The sequence below is a fragment of the Mycolicibacterium iranicum genome (assembly GCF_014190915.1).
In the GTDB taxonomy this organism is placed as follows: Bacteria; Actinomycetota; Actinomycetes; order Mycobacteriales; family Mycobacteriaceae; genus Mycobacterium; species Mycobacterium iranicum_B.
In genome coordinates this window covers 285,736-299,296 of record NZ_JACHVU010000004.1, presented here as the reverse complement: position 1 = coordinate 299,296, position 13,561 = coordinate 285,736, and the positions used below count along the sequence as shown (strand labels likewise).

Here is a 13,561-nt window from a genome sequence, read left to right as displayed (position 1 = left end):
TATGGTCGGCGAAGCCGCAACGTTCGCATCTGCTCAGGTGCGTCCTGACCAGCGGACAAAGGCCGAGTTGAAAAGCCAGCCGTGCCAGTGCACGTCGCAAGAACACATTGCAGACAGGATGGGCCCCATGTCGAACACCTCCACGGGACAGTCGAGCGCCACCGCCCAGTCGGCGTGGTTGGCCAAGTCGGCGAAGGACACCCGCGGCTCGGACAAAAAAGAGGTGCAGTTCCACTACGACATCTCCAACGACTTCTTCAAGCTGTGGCAGGACCCCTCGCAGACCTACAGCTGCGCGTACTTCGAGAAGGACGACTACACCCTCGAGCAGGCGCAGCTCGCCAAGGTCGACCTGTCGCTCGGCAAGCTCGGCCTCGAGCCGGGCATGACGCTGCTCGACATCGGCTGCGGCTGGGGCTCGACCATCCAGCGCGCCGTGGAGAAGTACGACGTCAACGTCATCGGCCTGACGCTGTCGGAGAACCAGAAGCAGCACATCGAGCAGAACCGTTTCCCGAACATCGACACCACCCGCAGCATGGAAGTCCGGCTGCAGCCGTGGGAGGACTTCGAGGGCAAGGTCGACCGCATCGTGTCGATCGGCGCGTTCGAGCACTTCGGGTTCAACAAGTACGACGACTACATGAAGAACACCTTCAGCTGGCTGCCCGACGACGGTGTGCAGATGCTGCACACGATCATCATCCCCAGCGATGAGGAGATCAAAGCCAAGAAGCTGCCGCTGACCATGTCGAAGGTGCGCTTCATCAAGTTCATCATGGACGAGATCTACCCCGGCGGCCGTCTGCCGCTGGCCGCCCAGGTCACCGATGCCGCGACGCGCAACGGCTACACCGTCACCCGCGAGCAGCACCTGCAGCCGCACTACGTCAAGACGCTCGACACGTGGGCCGCGAACCTGAAGGACAAGAAGGACGAGGCCATCGAGATCACCTCCGAGGAGATCTACGAGCGCTTCTACAAGTATCTGACCGGCTGCGCGGACCTGTTCCGCGAGGGCTACACCGACGTCGTCCAGTTCACTCTCGAAAAGCAGTAACTGACGGCGGTGTAGTAATTTGGACACACGCGTTACCTGATTCAGGGACGAACGGACGAAAGTCCGCACTGGGATGGAGGTCGGTCGGGGATGACCGGGAGCACTGTGGAGCCACCCGCAGGCGACAATGTCGACGATATGAAGCCACACTTCGAAGAGGTCCAGGCTCACTACGATCTGTCCGACGATTTCTTCGGTCTCTTCCAGGATCCGTCCCGGACGTACAGCTGCGCGTACTACGAGCGTGACGACATGTCGCTGGCCGAGGCCCAGATCGCCAAGATCGATCTGTCCCTGGGCAAGCTGAACCTCGAACCCGGGATGACACTGCTCGACATCGGCTGCGGCTGGGGCTCCGTACTCCAGCGGGCCGTGGAGAAATACGACGTCAACGTCATCGGCCTGACGCTGAGCCGCAACCAGTGCAGGTTCGCCCAGCAGTTGCTCGACGGCATCGACACCGACCGGTCGCGCACGATCCACCTGCGTGGCTGGGAGCAGTTCGACGAACCGGTCGACCGCATCATCAGCATCGAGGCGATCGAGGCCTTCCCACAGGAGCGGTACGCGCCCTTCTTCAAGATGTGCAGCAGCGTGCTGCCCAGCGGCGGCCGTTTCCTCCTGCAGGCGATTCTGGGTCACCCGCTCAAGAAGTGGCCGGAGTTGGGCATCCCGATCGTGATGTCGGACCTGAAGTTCATGCGGTTCATCGCCAAGGAGATCTTCCCCGGCGGTTCGGTACCGGGCGAGGAGAACATCGTCGCGCTCTCCGCGGACGCCGGGTTCACCCTGGAGCAGACGCAGTTCCTCAACGAGCACTACGTGCGGACGCTGGACACCTGGGCCGAGGCTCTGGAGGCCCACCACGAGGAGGCCGTCGCCGCCACCTCGGAAGAGGTGTACCAGCGCTACATGAAGTATCTGACCGGCTGCAGCGACTTCTTCAACCGCCGCATCAGCGAGCTCGGGCAGTTCACGCTCGTCAAGGCCTGACGCCGGTCACCCCCGACGGGCGGGTGTCATGGCCGGCCGAACACGAGCGAGACGTTGTGCCCGCCGAACCCGAATGAGTTGTTGATCGCGTACTCGTAGCGGCCGCGGCGCGGTTCGCCGGCGACGACGTCGAGATCGATCTCGGGGTCGATGTTCTTCAGGTTGCGCGTCGGCGGGATCACCCCGTCGCGCAGCGCCAGCAGGGTCAGGATCGATTCGACCGCACCGACGGCACCCACCGAGTGACCGAGTGCCCCCTTGGGCGCGTACACCGCCGCCTTGTGCCCGCCGAGAGCCCGGTTGATGGCGATTCCTTCGGCCACATCGCCGACGCTGGTACCGGTGGCGTGCGCGTTCACGTGATCGATGTCGGTCGCCGACAGTCCGGCCAGCTCGACCGCATGGCTCATCGCGAAACCGGCCCGCTCCCCGTTCGGGTCGGGGGCCACCATGTGGAAACCGTCGGAGGTGATGCTCGCGCCCATCAGCCGACCCAGCACGGTCGCTCCGCGGGCCCTGGCGTGCTCCTCGGTCTCGATCACCAGCAGCGCGCCGCCTTCACCGAACACGAAGCCGTCCCGATCCTTGTCGAAGGGCCGGCACGCCCCTTGGGGGTCGTCGTTGTTCGTCGACATGACGATGCGCATCTGCGCGAACCCGGCGATCGGCACCGCCTCGATCCTGGCCTCCACCCCACCGCAGATCGCGATGTCGGCCTCACCGAAGATGATCTGCCGCCACGCCTGGGCCACACCCTCCGAGCCCGACGCACAGGCCGACACCGGGGACAGCACGCCGGCGCGGGCGTGCCGCTCCATCGCCACCGCCGCGGACGGCCCACTCGGTGCGTACTGCTGCACCACGGTGGGATTGACCTGATCGAGCTGGCCTTCGCGCAGATGGTCGTAGGCGAATGCCAGCTCCTCGATGCCGCCCATGCCGGTGCCGATGGACACCGCGAGCCGGTTCGGGTCCACGTCGGGCGAGCCCGCGTTCTCCCACACCCGGCGCCCCAGGACGACAGCCATGCGCTGCACGTAGGACCACTGGTAGTTCTCTTCTTCGGTGAGCTTCTCGTCGAAGGTCTCCAACAGATGACCGCCGATGCGCACCGGCAGGTCGAATTCGTCGATGAACGAGTCCTCCAGCGTGCGGATGCCGCTGCGGCCCTCCAGCAGCGCCTGCCACGTGGACTCGGCGTCGGTTCCGAGTGCCGTCGTCATGGCCATTCCCGTGACCACGACATCGGGAAACTTGCGGTCAGTACTGGCAGTCATCCTCATCCTCCGCGAACGTCAGCGGTAATTACCCGCCTATGACGATATTTCACCCGCCGCGTAGCACTCCACCGCCCGGGTATGCGCGACGGCATGAGTGAGAAGAATTTCAGCAAGGGCGACAAGGTGACCTGGCAGAGCCATGGCAGTACCGCCGAGGGGACTGTCGAGGAGAAGATCACGTCCGACACCGAGGCCGCGGGCCGCACGGTGCGGGCGTCGAAGGACGAGCCGCAGTACCGGGTGCGCAGCGACAAGAGCGGCAACGACGCGGTGCACAAGCCCGACGCCCTGAAGAAGAAGTCATGAGCGACGACGATCAGAAGCAGACGTACGACGAGTTCTCCGAGGTTGTCAACATGACCGCGGCCGAGCTGAAGAAGTGGCTCGACACCGACGACTCCAAAGCCGTGGGCCAGAAGTCCTCGCAGGGCGGAGAGTCGACGGGCCACCAGAGCGGCCGGCACATCGTCGACATCCTGCAGAGCAAGAAGGCCGACCTCACCGACGCCGATTACAAGCACATGCGCAAGGTCGTCGGCTATGTGCACCGGCATCTCGCGCAAGGTCCGTCCAAGGACGTCGAGCATTCCGACTGGCGGTACTCGTTGATGAACTGGGGGCACGACCCGACCAAGTCGTGACCCGGTCGACCAGGACAGGGTGACGCGGGCTCACGGCGCAATGCCGAGCACCCTGAGCGCATTCTGCTTGTAGATCAGCGGAATGACCGCCGGGTCGATGTCGAGGGTGTCGAAGTCCCGGCGCCATCGGTCGATCTGGATATAGGGGAAGTCCGTTCCGAACAGGACCTTGGTGCGCAGCTGGCGGCCCATGGCATGGACGAGCTGCGGCGGAAAGTACTTCGGGCTCCACCCGGACAGGTCGATGTAGACGTTGGCCTTGTGGCCGGCGATCGCGATCTGGGAGTCGACCCACGGCACCGCGGGGTGGGCCATGACGATGGTCAGCTCCGGGAAATCGGCGGCGACGTCGTCGAGCAACATCGGGTCGCTGTAGCGCAGCTTGATGCGGTGCCCACCCGGCAGCCCCGCGCCCATTCCCGTCTGCCCGGTGTGGAACAGCGCAGGCACCCCAGCTTCGGCGATCGCGTGGTAGATCGGGTAGTACGCACGGTCGTTGGGTTCGAACGCCTGCATGCTCGGATGGAACTTGAAGCCCTTGACGCCGTGGTCACGCACGAGTTCGTGAACCCGGTGTACGGCGTGCCGGCCCTGCCACGGGTCCACGGAGCCGAACGGGATGAGCACGTCGTTGTTGCGGGCCGCCCCGGCGACGAGGTCCTCGATCGAGTTCGGGGCGTGGCGCATGCCGTGACGGGCGTCGATGGTGAAGACCACTGCGGCGGTGTTGTGCCTGCGGTACTGGTCGGCGAGGGCGTCGACGCTCGCGACGATCCCCGCCGGCATCTTGAAGTACTTCGCGGTCGCCTCGATCAGCACCTCGTCGTAGGCGCGGTGGCCGTGGCTGTCGACCTCGACGTGGGTGTGGATGTCGATGGCCTCGACGGCGTCGAAATCGATCCCGTACCGGTACATGCCGCTCCCCCGTCTCCCCGTCCCCCGCCGCGATTCGGGTGTAGTTGGTCAACCGTAGCGTGACCAACTACGCCCGAATCACGAGATCAGGCGGGTGCGTAACCCAGCGCGGCCTTCGTCTCCAGGTACTCGTCGAAGGCGAACGGGCCCCATTCGCGGCCGTTGCCACTGCGCTTGTAGCCACCGAACGGCGCGGCCATGTCGAAGCCGTGGTTGATCGCGACCGACCCCGCCCGGATGCGACGGGCGACGGCACGGGCCTTGTCCAGATCGGCGCCGGACACATAGCCGGCGAGGCCGTACTCGGTGTCGTTGCCGATCTCGACGGCGTCGTCGAGATCGTCGTAGCCCAGGATGCACAGCACCGGCCCGAAGATCTCCTCGCGGGCGATCGTCATGTCGTTGGTGACGTTGGCGAACACCGTCGGCCGGACGTAGTAGCCCTTCTCCAGCCCGTCGGGGCGGCCGGGCCCGCCCACGGCCACGGTCGCGCCCTCGTCGATACCCTTCTGGATCAGGCCCTGGATCTTCTCGAACTGGGCCTTGGACGCGACGGGACCGATGGCGTTCTTGTCCTCCGGATCGCCCACCGTGACCGCGCCCGCGGTCTCGCGGGCGATCGCGATCGCTTCGTCCATCCGCGAGTTCGGCACCAGCATGCGCGACGGCGCGTTGCAGCTCTGGCCGCTGTTCATCATCATCACCGACGTCCCGGCCGCCACGCTCTTGGCGAAGTCCTCGTCGTCAAGCACGATGTTCGGGCTCTTGCCGCCGAGCTCCTGGGTCACCCGCTTGACCGTCGGCGCGGCGTTGCGCGCGACCTCGATGCCGGCGCGGGTGGAGCCGGTGAACGACACCATGTCGATGTCGGGATGGCTGGACAGCGGCACCCCGACTCCCGGCCCGTCGCCGTAGACCAGGTTGTAGACACCGGCGGGAACACCTGCGGCGTCGATGATCTCGGTGAAGATCTGTGCCGAGTACGGCGCCACCTCCGACGGCTTGAGCACCATCGTGCAGCCGGTGGCCAGCGCCGGGTACACCTTGCAGGCGATCTGGTTGATCGGCCAGTTCCACGGCGTGATCAGGCCGCACACGCCGATCGGCTCCTTGACCACGAGCGTGCTGCCGTGCTGTTCCTCGAACTGGAAGTTCTTCAGCACGTCGATCGCGGTGGCCAGGTGACCGAGACCGAGATTCACTTGTGGGCCGGCGGCCAGCGCCGCCGGCGCGCCCATCTCCTCGGTGACGGCCTCGGCGAGGTCGCCGGCCCGCTTCTGGTATTCGCCCATGATCGTCTGCAGCAGATCGAGCCGCTCCTCGCGGGTGGTCTGCGAGAACGTCGCGAAGGCGCGGCGTGCGGCGGTGGCCGCGAGGTCGACGTCGGCCGAGGAGCCCAGGGCGATGCGACCCGACACCTCTTCGGTGGTGGGATTGTCGACCTCCAGGGCGTTGGGCCGGACCGGCTCCACCCACTGGCCGTCGATGTAGTGCTTCAAGTATTCGCGCATAAGTGCACTCTTCCCTAAATCGCAGTACTACTGGGTGCCTTCTGCATACCAGGTGCGGAACCGGTCGTATTTCGGCATCTCCTCCGAGTTCGCCTTCGGGTCGATGCACACATGCACCACGCCGACCTTGCCGCTGGCGTAGGCGCGGGCGATCGCCGGGCCGATCTCGTCCTCCTTTTCGACGTACTCGCCGTGGCAGCCGAAACCCTCGGCGATCTTGTCCATCCGGACGTCCTTGCTCCAGTGCACGCCCGGCTGCGGCGAGGGCTGCTCGAACGTGCGCTTGTAGACGCCGACCTCCAGACCCCACTGGTGGTCCACTCCGACGACACACACCAAAGGCAGGTTCTGCCGTGCGGCGGTCTCCAGCTCGGCGATGTGAAACAAGAACGCTGAATCACTTGTCAGCAGCATGACCGGACGCTTGCCGCCCTCGGCGACGGACGCGCCGACGGCGTACGGCAGCCCCGTGCCCAGGTGACCGAAGTTCTGGTTCCAGATCACGTCGCGGGGCTTGGACTGCGAGTACGTCCACTGGAAGATCACGGTGGCCCCGCCGTCGCGGACCATGATGCCGTCCTCGAGCTCCTTGAACGCCTTGGTCGCCTCCACGACGTAGCGCGCGGGGTGGATCGGCGAACGCCCCGTCGGCGCGTTCTCGGCGAGCTGGGCGAGCTCCTCGGCGTCGGCCTTGACCAGTGAGTCCAGATTGGCCGACGGGGCACGGGGGGTGTCGCGCAGTGCCTCGACGAGCTGCGGCACGACGCCGCGCAGGTCGCCGACCAGAGGCACATCGACGGGCCGATTGACGCCGATCGCCGTCGGATCCTGTTCGACCAGAACCCATTTGCGGCGGGCATCGTTGTCGGCCCAGTGCTGGGTCCGGCCGTAGTGCATGGGCTCGCCGAGCTCGGTGCCGAGTGCGACGCAGAGGTCGGATTCCTCGACGGCCTGGTTCGCCGCCGGGGAGAACAGATACGGGAACGTGCGCTCCTGAAGGCCCGGGATGAACGAGGTGCCTCCGGAGGTCTGGATCACGGGGCACGCCATGAGCTCGGCCAGTTCCCGGACGGCGTCCTGGGTGCGGGAGGTGTGTACGCCGTGCCCGACCAGCAGCACCGGGCTCTCGGCCTCCCGGATCAGCCTTGCGGCCTCGGCCACCTCGCGGGCGCCCGCGCCCTGGCCCACCAGGCGGTACGCCGAAGGCTTCGGCGCCTCGCCCACCTCCAGTTCGTCGAGGATGACGTGCGACGGGAATTCGATGTAGGCAGGGCCCGGCGTACCCGACATGGCCCGCCGGATGGCCTCGTGGACGATCTCGTCGGTCTGGTCGGCGTATTCGATGGAGCTGCTGTACTTCACCGACGGCGCGAACAGCCCTTCCTGCTGCACGAACTGGATGCGGCCGCGGCGGACGCGGCGCTCGGTGATGCGGGCGCGCTGCCCGCCGAGGAACACGACCGGCGAATTCTCCACCAGCGCACACATCATCGCGCCCGCGATGTTCGCGACGCCGGGACCCAGCGTCCCGATGCACAGACCGGGCTTACCCGTCATCCGGGAAGCCGCCTCGGCCATGAAGCCGGCACTGAGCTCGTGATGGGGCGCGATGACCGACCAGCCGCGGGCCTCGGCCTCGGTGAACATGTGGACGAAGTTGGGGTCGGGAATTCCGAACAGCGTATTCACGCCCTCCGCCTCGAACAGGTCGAGAATGCGTTTGTAGACGGGTACACCCATGGTCAGATCCCTTTCGAATATTTCTGTGCGATGCGTTGTCGTTGCGCTGCAATCGAACCGAACAACGAGCGGTTCAAGGTGGCGCGTTTGAGATAGGTATGGATGCCGCTCTCCCAGGTGTAGCCGATGCCGCCGTGCAGTTGCATCGCCTTGCCTGCGACGTCGACGGCGGCCGAGCAGGCATAGGACTTCGCCATCGCGGCGGGGACCCCGGCTTCCGCACCGGCCGCCACAGCCTCGACGGCGTCGGTGACGAGCCGCCGTGACATCTCGACAGCCACCAGCATGTCGGCACACGCATGCTTGACCGCCTGGAACGACCCGATGGGACGACCGAACTGGTGGCGCATCGCCACGTAATCCACGGTAGCGGTGAGCATCCGCGTCGAAATCCCGAGGCTGTCACACGCGACGGACACCTCCGCGCGGTGGCGGATACGCGCGGCGGCCTCCCAGGGCAGCACGGCGTCGGCGCGCACCGAGTCGGCGCTGACCGCGGCGAGCCGGCGCGTCTCATCGACCACGGGCTGCGCGGTGACCGTCAGCTGCGCCGCCGCGACCACGGCCACCGCACCGTCGACGAGCACCAGGAGCCGGTCGGCACCGACCGCGTCCGGGACGAACTCCGCCGAACCGTGGACACGCTCGCCGTCGAGGCCGAAGCCACCGGAGACGACCGCGAGCCTGGGCGACCCCGCCGCCACCGCGCCGAGGAGCTCGTCTCTGATGTCGCCGGGGGGCAACGTGTTCAGGACCCCGACCGCCAGCGCGGCGCCTCCGAGATAACCGGTGGCACCGGCGGCCTGGCCGATCTGTTCAAGGATCACCGCGGTCTCGGCGAAGGTCGCTCCTGCTCCACCGAGAGCTTCGGGCACCTCCAACCCGGTCCATCCCGCATCGGCCAGCACGCCCCAGTCCACGGCGGAGTTCTTGGCCAGGAGTTCCGTGGCGACCGAGCGCAACTCGTCGTGGAACTCGGAGAATTCGGTGTCGGCCATCAGACGGCACTCGGTTCGCGGGGCAGCCCGAGCCCACGCTCGGCGATGATGGTGCGCTGGATCTCACTGGCGCCACCGGGGATGGTCCACTCCCAGGAACCGACGAAATCCAGTACCCAGGAACCGGATTCCCAGCCGCTCGACATGGCCTTGGCCAGGACGGTGTGGGCGGCGAGCCCTCCGATCTCGACGCCGAAGTCCGTGAGCCGCTGCAGCAGCTCGCTGTAGTACAGCTTGACGATCGACGCGTCGGCCGGCCCGGACGGACCGTCCTCGACGATGCGCCGGCACAGCCCGCGCAACCCGGTGATCTCGGTGTCGAAACCGGCGAGCCGGTCGGCCACGACGGGGTCGTCGATCGGTGCGGACTCCACCAGGCGGCGGAAGCCGGCATTGCCGAGCCGTTCGGCGAGTTCCAGCATCGTCATCCCGCGCTCGGCGCCCAGCGTCGCCTGGGCCACCTGCCATCCGGCATTCTCTGCGCCGATGAGGTTGACGGCGGGGATCGGCACCTCGTCGAGGAAGATCTCGCAGAAGTGCGAGTCGCCGACGGCATTGCGGATGGGACGTACCTCCACCCCCGGTGTGGTCATGTCCAGCAGGAGATACGAGATGCCCTTGCGTTTCGGCGCATCCGGATCGGTACGGGCCAGCAGCAGGCACCAGTCGGCGTGCATTCCCCCACTGGCCCAGAGCTTTTGACCACTGACGAGGTACTCGTCACCGACGCGACGGGCGGTGGTGCGCAACGCCGCGAGATCCGATCCGGCCTCGGGCTCGGAGAACCCCTGGACCCAGATCTCGCCGTCGAGGATCGCGGGCAGGTGCCGCCGGCGCTGTTCGTCGGTACCGGCGACCAGCAGGGTGGACGCGGCGTGGTGGATACCGACGAACGCCAGGACCAGGCGGGGCGCGTCGTGTGCGGCGAGCTCCTGGTAGAGCACCACCTGACGGTCGACGGGCATACCCCCGCCCCATTCGGCGGGCCAGTGCGGCACGGCGTAACCGGCGCGGTGCAGTTCGTCGAACCACTCCTTCTGGAAGCGGACGAACTCGTCGTCGCCGGCCCCGGTCTGGGTGGCCCGCCAATCCGCAGGGATGTGGTCGCGGCACCAGGAGCGCACCTCGGCACGGAAGTCGTCGAGGCCGCTCATGCGAACAACCCCGCCAGGCCACGCCGTCCGACGGTGCGCTCGAGATGGTCGCGGGTGGCCGAGAGCCCGAACGGCAGGCGTCGCAACGGCTGGCTGTACCGCGACAGCCACGACAGCGTGGTCTCGTCGCAGAAACCCACGGCCCCGTGCAGCTGGTGGCAGACCCGGAAGACGACATCGGCCGCTTCGATCGCCGCCAGGCGCAACGCCAGCGCGTCCTGCAGAGCGCCGGGCTGATCGGTGGCGATGCTCCAGAGTGCGTGCTTGGCGAGGATGTCCATCCCGCTGCGTTCCACTTCGGCGTCGGTCAGCTGGAACTGCACGCCCTGGAACTTCGAGAGTGGCTGGCCGAACTGGGTGCGCAGAGAGACATGGTCCACGGTCAGTGCGACGGCGCGGTCGAGCATCCCGAGAAGCGTCCAGCAGGGCAGCACCAGTCCGAGCGCGACGTTCCCGGCGCCCGCGCCGTCGAGGGGCTCGAGGTCCAGCTCGGCGACGAATTCCGATCCTGTCGCACCGTATCCAACGACCCGGGACCGGTGGCCCTCCAGATCCACGGCGATCCACCGCATGTCGATTCCGGCGACGGCCGCCGACGGCCGTGCGCCGCCGACGACGAGGAGACCGTCGGCATCGAGATCGCCCGGTGCGGCGAGCCGCTCGGCCAGCGGGTAGGGCAGCGCCCAGTAGCCGGCGCTGCGGCACAGCGCCGCGGCGGCCTCCAGGCTGTCGGCGTCTGCGCGGGGCTCGAGTTCCCAGGCGCCGAGGCCGTCGAGGACCGCCCCGGCCAGAGACTGGCGCGTGTCCGGCGCCGCCTGGGCCTGTTCGACGAGGCGGTCGCCGCCCGCCGACTCGAAGGCCAGCCGCGCCTGCCTGCCGTATTCCAGCGCATCGTCGCTGAGGTCGAGGATCATCGCTGACCACCTGCGGACAGAAGTGCCCGGGACAGCAGGATGCGTTGCATCTCAATGCTTCCCGACGAGACGGTCGAGGCCTGCGAATACCGCCAGTGGTCCTCGACCTCACCGAGGAACCACTCGGCACGCTCGTCGCTGCGGCGGACCTGCGCGGCGATGTCGTTCAGCACCTCGGCGCTGTCCTGATCGAGTGTGGTGACGGCGATCCGATAGGCCGAGGCATCACCGGGGGTGATGCGTCCACTGCTCTGCAAGGCGACGACGCGATACGCCAGCAGCCGCGCACGGCGGCAGTGCGTCAGCATCCGGACCCAGCGGCCACGCAACTCGGCGGGCAGAGACTCCCACCGCTCCCCGAGTACCGTCGGCGCGGCCGCCAGCAGTCGCTCACAGCGCGCGTAGCGAGCGATGCCGACCCGTTCGAAGGCCATCACGTCCTGCACGATGGACCACCCCTGGTCCAGGGTGCCGAGCACGTCGGCCTCGGTGACCCGCAGGTTGTCGAAGAACACCTCGTTGAGGTGATGCGGGCCCAGCATGGTGCGGATCGGGCGCACCGTGATCGCCGGATCGTCCATGGGGACAAGGAAGATCGTCAGACCCTGCTGCTTCTTCCGGGTGGCGCCTTCTCCCACCCGCGAGGTGCGCGCCAGCAGGAAACACCACTGGGCCATCGTCGCGTAGGACGTCCAGATCTTCTGGCCGCTCACGAGCCAGTCCCCCGAGCCGTCGTCGGCAGGTCGCGCGAAAGTGCGCAGCGACGCGAGATCGGACCCCGCCTCTGGCTCGGAGAACCCCTGACACCAGATCACCTCGCCGGCCGCGATGGGCGGCAGATGGGTGCGCTGCTGCTCTTCGGTGCCGTGCCTCATGATGATCGGCCCGACCCAGTTGACGCCCATGTACTGGGCGCCGCGCGGCTCGTGGTGGGCCCACATCTCCTCGCGCACCACCGTCTGCTCCCACACCGAGGCCCCGCCGCCCCCGAACTCCTGCGGCCACGCGAGGCACAGCAGGTTGCGTTCTGCCAGCGTGCGACAGAACTTCTGAGCGGTCTCCAGGTCGGTCGGGTCGTCGGTAAAGGCGCCCAGGAAATGTTCGGGCACCTCACTTCTCACCAGATCGCGCAGCTCTCGCCGGAGGTCACCGGCGCGCTTGCCCATGTCAAAATCCATGGCCACCGCCCACCGGATCGGCGGCGCCCAGGCCGAGTTCGGCCAGCACCGCGGCGGTGTCGGCGCCCAACTCCGGCGCCGGACCCCGCACCCGGCCGGGGGTTCGGGAGAACCATGTCGGCACACCCGGGAACTTCACCGGGCCGTGGGGGGTGTCGACCGTCTCGAAGAGGCCGACGGCATTGAGATGTGGATCGTCGAACAACGCGTCGGGGGTGTTCAGCGGCGCGGCCGGAATCTCCAGTTCGCGGAACAGTGCCAACCACTCGTCGGTCGTGCGTTCGGCCAGCGTCTCGGCCACCAGCCCGTACACCGCGTCGATCTGGTGGGCCCGGGCCTCCAACGTCGCGTACAGATCCGAGGCCCATGCCGGCTGCACCGCCGCGATGAACGCGTTCCAGTGCTTGTCGTTGTAGATCAGCGCCGCGATGTAGCCGTCCTTGGTGCGGTACGGGCGGCGGTTCGGCGCCACCGTGCGCGGATAGACGGCCGGCCCCAGCGGGGGGTCGAACATGGCGCCGTTGGCATGTTCGACCAGCATGAAGGATGCCATGGTCTCGAACATCGCGACCTCGACTTCCTGGCCCTGCCCGGTCCTCTCACGATGGAACAGCGCCATCGTGGTGGCATACAGCGCGGTCAGGCCCGCGACCTTGTCGGCCATGATGGTGCCGACGTAGTCGGCCTCGCCGGTGAGTTGCTTCTGCACCGCCGGGATCCCGCACTCGGCCTGGATGGTGTCGTCGTAGGCGGGGCGGTCGCGCTCCGGGCCGCGCCTGCCGTAGCCGTAGCAGTTGGTGTAGACGATCTGCGGGTTGATGGCCGCGACGTCGTCGTAGCCGAACCCGAGCTTGGTGATCGCCTTGGAGCGCATGGAGTGGATGAACACGTCGGCCCGCTCGATCAGGGCCCGCATCGCGGCGTGCCCCTCCTCCGACCGCAGATCCAGGACCACACTGCGCTTTCCGCGGTTGACGTTGACGAACACCCCGCTCATCCCCGACACCGGACCGACGGAGATGAAGCGGGTGTTGTCCCCTTCCGGGGACTCGATCTTGACGACGTCGGCGCCCATGTCGGCCATGATCTGCGTGCAGTACGGACCCATCACCATCGCGGTGAGGTCGACGACGCGAATTCCCGCCAGCGGTCCCTGGTTCGCGCTCACTGCTGCCCT

Annotated in this window: 13 protein-coding genes; 4 read left to right on the top strand and 9 right to left on the bottom strand. The window is 67.3% G+C overall.

The genetic code is table 11. The features are described from left to right. The first annotated feature begins 127 nt into the window (after positions 1–127). Together FHR72_RS11755 and FHR72_RS11750 are read left to right on the top strand one after the other, a co-directional pair. Positions 128–1,060, top strand: coding sequence for a cyclopropane mycolic acid synthase family methyltransferase (locus FHR72_RS11755; protein ID WP_260155987.1), 933 nt, complete (start codon positions 128–130; stop codon positions 1,058–1,060). Positions 1,061–1,150: 90 nt separating this feature from the next. After that, positions 1,151–2,053, top strand: a complete 903-nt coding sequence (locus tag FHR72_RS11750; protein WP_311736123.1) for a cyclopropane mycolic acid synthase family methyltransferase — start codon at positions 1,151–1,153, stop codon at positions 2,051–2,053. Positions 2,054–2,079: 26 nt separating this feature from the next. On the opposite strand, the gene FHR72_RS11745 is transcribed toward FHR72_RS11750, so the two are convergent. Further along, positions 2,080–3,330 (bottom strand): KasA/KasB family beta-ketoacyl-ACP synthase, encoded by a 1,251-nt coding sequence (locus FHR72_RS11745; protein WP_183468141.1) that lies wholly within the window; start codon positions 3,328–3,330, stop codon positions 2,080–2,082. A gap of 93 nt (positions 3,331–3,423) precedes the next feature. On the opposite strand from FHR72_RS11745, the gene FHR72_RS11740 reads away from it, so the two are divergent. Together FHR72_RS11740 and FHR72_RS11735 are read left to right on the top strand one after the other, a co-directional pair. Next, positions 3,424–3,639: a hypervirulence associated TUDOR domain-containing protein gene (locus tag FHR72_RS11740; RefSeq protein WP_183468140.1), complete on the top strand. Its 216-nt coding sequence runs from the start codon at positions 3,424–3,426 to the stop codon at positions 3,637–3,639. Further along, positions 3,636–3,974: a DUF3140 domain-containing protein gene (locus FHR72_RS11735; RefSeq protein ID WP_183468139.1), complete on the top strand. Its 339-nt coding sequence runs from the start codon at positions 3,636–3,638 to the stop codon at positions 3,972–3,974. Before FHR72_RS11740 ends, FHR72_RS11735 begins: the two co-directional genes overlap by 4 nt. A 30-nt stretch (positions 3,975–4,004) precedes the next feature. Here the strand turns inward: FHR72_RS11735 and FHR72_RS11730 are convergent, their stop codons facing one another. From FHR72_RS11730 to FHR72_RS11695, 8 genes are all read right to left on the bottom strand, one after another. Continuing rightward, entirely contained in the window at positions 4,005–4,889 is an 885-nt protein-coding gene (locus FHR72_RS11730) for an amidohydrolase family protein (RefSeq protein ID WP_183468138.1), read from the bottom strand. An 86-nt stretch (positions 4,890–4,975) separates the two neighbouring features. After that, positions 4,976–6,400, bottom strand: coding sequence for an aldehyde dehydrogenase family protein (locus tag FHR72_RS11725; RefSeq protein WP_183468137.1), 1,425 nt, complete (start codon positions 6,398–6,400; stop codon positions 4,976–4,978). A gap of 27 nt (positions 6,401–6,427) precedes the next feature. Then, on the bottom strand, positions 6,428–8,140 hold the full coding sequence (locus FHR72_RS11720; protein ID WP_183468136.1) for a thiamine pyrophosphate-binding protein: 1,713 nt from the start codon (positions 8,138–8,140) through the stop codon (positions 6,428–6,430). Positions 8,141–8,142: 2 nt separating this feature from the next. Next, the gene (locus FHR72_RS11715; RefSeq protein ID WP_183468135.1) at positions 8,143–9,138 is read right to left on the bottom strand and encodes an acyl-CoA dehydrogenase family protein; all 996 of its coding nucleotides are present in this window, start codon (positions 9,136–9,138) and stop codon (positions 8,143–8,145) included. Continuing rightward, entirely contained in the window at positions 9,138–10,292 is a 1,155-nt protein-coding gene (locus tag FHR72_RS11710) for an acyl-CoA dehydrogenase family protein (RefSeq protein ID WP_183468134.1), read from the bottom strand. Before FHR72_RS11710 ends, FHR72_RS11715 begins: the two co-directional genes overlap by 1 nt. Next, the gene (locus FHR72_RS11705; RefSeq protein ID WP_183468133.1) at positions 10,289–11,206 is read right to left on the bottom strand and encodes an acyl-CoA dehydrogenase family protein; all 918 of its coding nucleotides are present in this window, start codon (positions 11,204–11,206) and stop codon (positions 10,289–10,291) included. The genes FHR72_RS11710 and FHR72_RS11705 overlap by 4 nt, the downstream gene beginning before the upstream one ends. Next, positions 11,203–12,384 (bottom strand): acyl-CoA dehydrogenase family protein, encoded by a 1,182-nt coding sequence (locus FHR72_RS11700; RefSeq protein ID WP_183468132.1) that lies wholly within the window; start codon positions 12,382–12,384, stop codon positions 11,203–11,205. The genes FHR72_RS11705 and FHR72_RS11700 overlap by 4 nt, the downstream gene beginning before the upstream one ends. Further along, a complete protein-coding gene (locus tag FHR72_RS11695) occupies positions 12,374–13,552 on the bottom strand; it encodes a CaiB/BaiF CoA transferase family protein (protein WP_183468131.1) in 1,179 nt (392 codons plus the stop codon). The genes FHR72_RS11700 and FHR72_RS11695 overlap by 11 nt, the downstream gene beginning before the upstream one ends. Positions 13,553–13,561 lie beyond the last annotated feature (9 nt).

Coding starts and splice junctions, on each gene's coding strand:
- FHR72_RS11755 (WP_260155987.1), top strand. CDS start 128: ATGTCGAACACCTCCACGGGACAGTCGAGCGCCACCGCCCAGTCGGCG.
- FHR72_RS11750 (WP_311736123.1), top strand. CDS start 1,151: ATGACCGGGAGCACTGTGGAGCCACCCGCAGGCGACAATGTCGACGAT.
- FHR72_RS11745 (WP_183468141.1), bottom strand. CDS start 3,330: ATGACTGCCAGTACTGACCGCAAGTTTCCCGATGTCGTGGTCACGGGA.
- FHR72_RS11740 (WP_183468140.1), top strand. CDS start 3,424: ATGAGTGAGAAGAATTTCAGCAAGGGCGACAAGGTGACCTGGCAGAGC.
- FHR72_RS11735 (WP_183468139.1), top strand. CDS start 3,636: ATGAGCGACGACGATCAGAAGCAGACGTACGACGAGTTCTCCGAGGTT.
- FHR72_RS11730 (WP_183468138.1), bottom strand. CDS start 4,889: ATGTACCGGTACGGGATCGATTTCGACGCCGTCGAGGCCATCGACATC.
- FHR72_RS11725 (WP_183468137.1), bottom strand. CDS start 6,400: ATGCGCGAATACTTGAAGCACTACATCGACGGCCAGTGGGTGGAGCCG.
- FHR72_RS11720 (WP_183468136.1), bottom strand. CDS start 8,140: ATGGGTGTACCCGTCTACAAACGCATTCTCGACCTGTTCGAGGCGGAG.
- FHR72_RS11715 (WP_183468135.1), bottom strand. CDS start 9,138: ATGGCCGACACCGAATTCTCCGAGTTCCACGACGAGTTGCGCTCGGTC.
- FHR72_RS11710 (WP_183468134.1), bottom strand. CDS start 10,292: ATGAGCGGCCTCGACGACTTCCGTGCCGAGGTGCGCTCCTGGTGCCGC.
- FHR72_RS11705 (WP_183468133.1), bottom strand. CDS start 11,206: ATGATCCTCGACCTCAGCGACGATGCGCTGGAATACGGCAGGCAGGCG.
- FHR72_RS11700 (WP_183468132.1), bottom strand. CDS start 12,384: ATGGATTTTGACATGGGCAAGCGCGCCGGTGACCTCCGGCGAGAGCTG.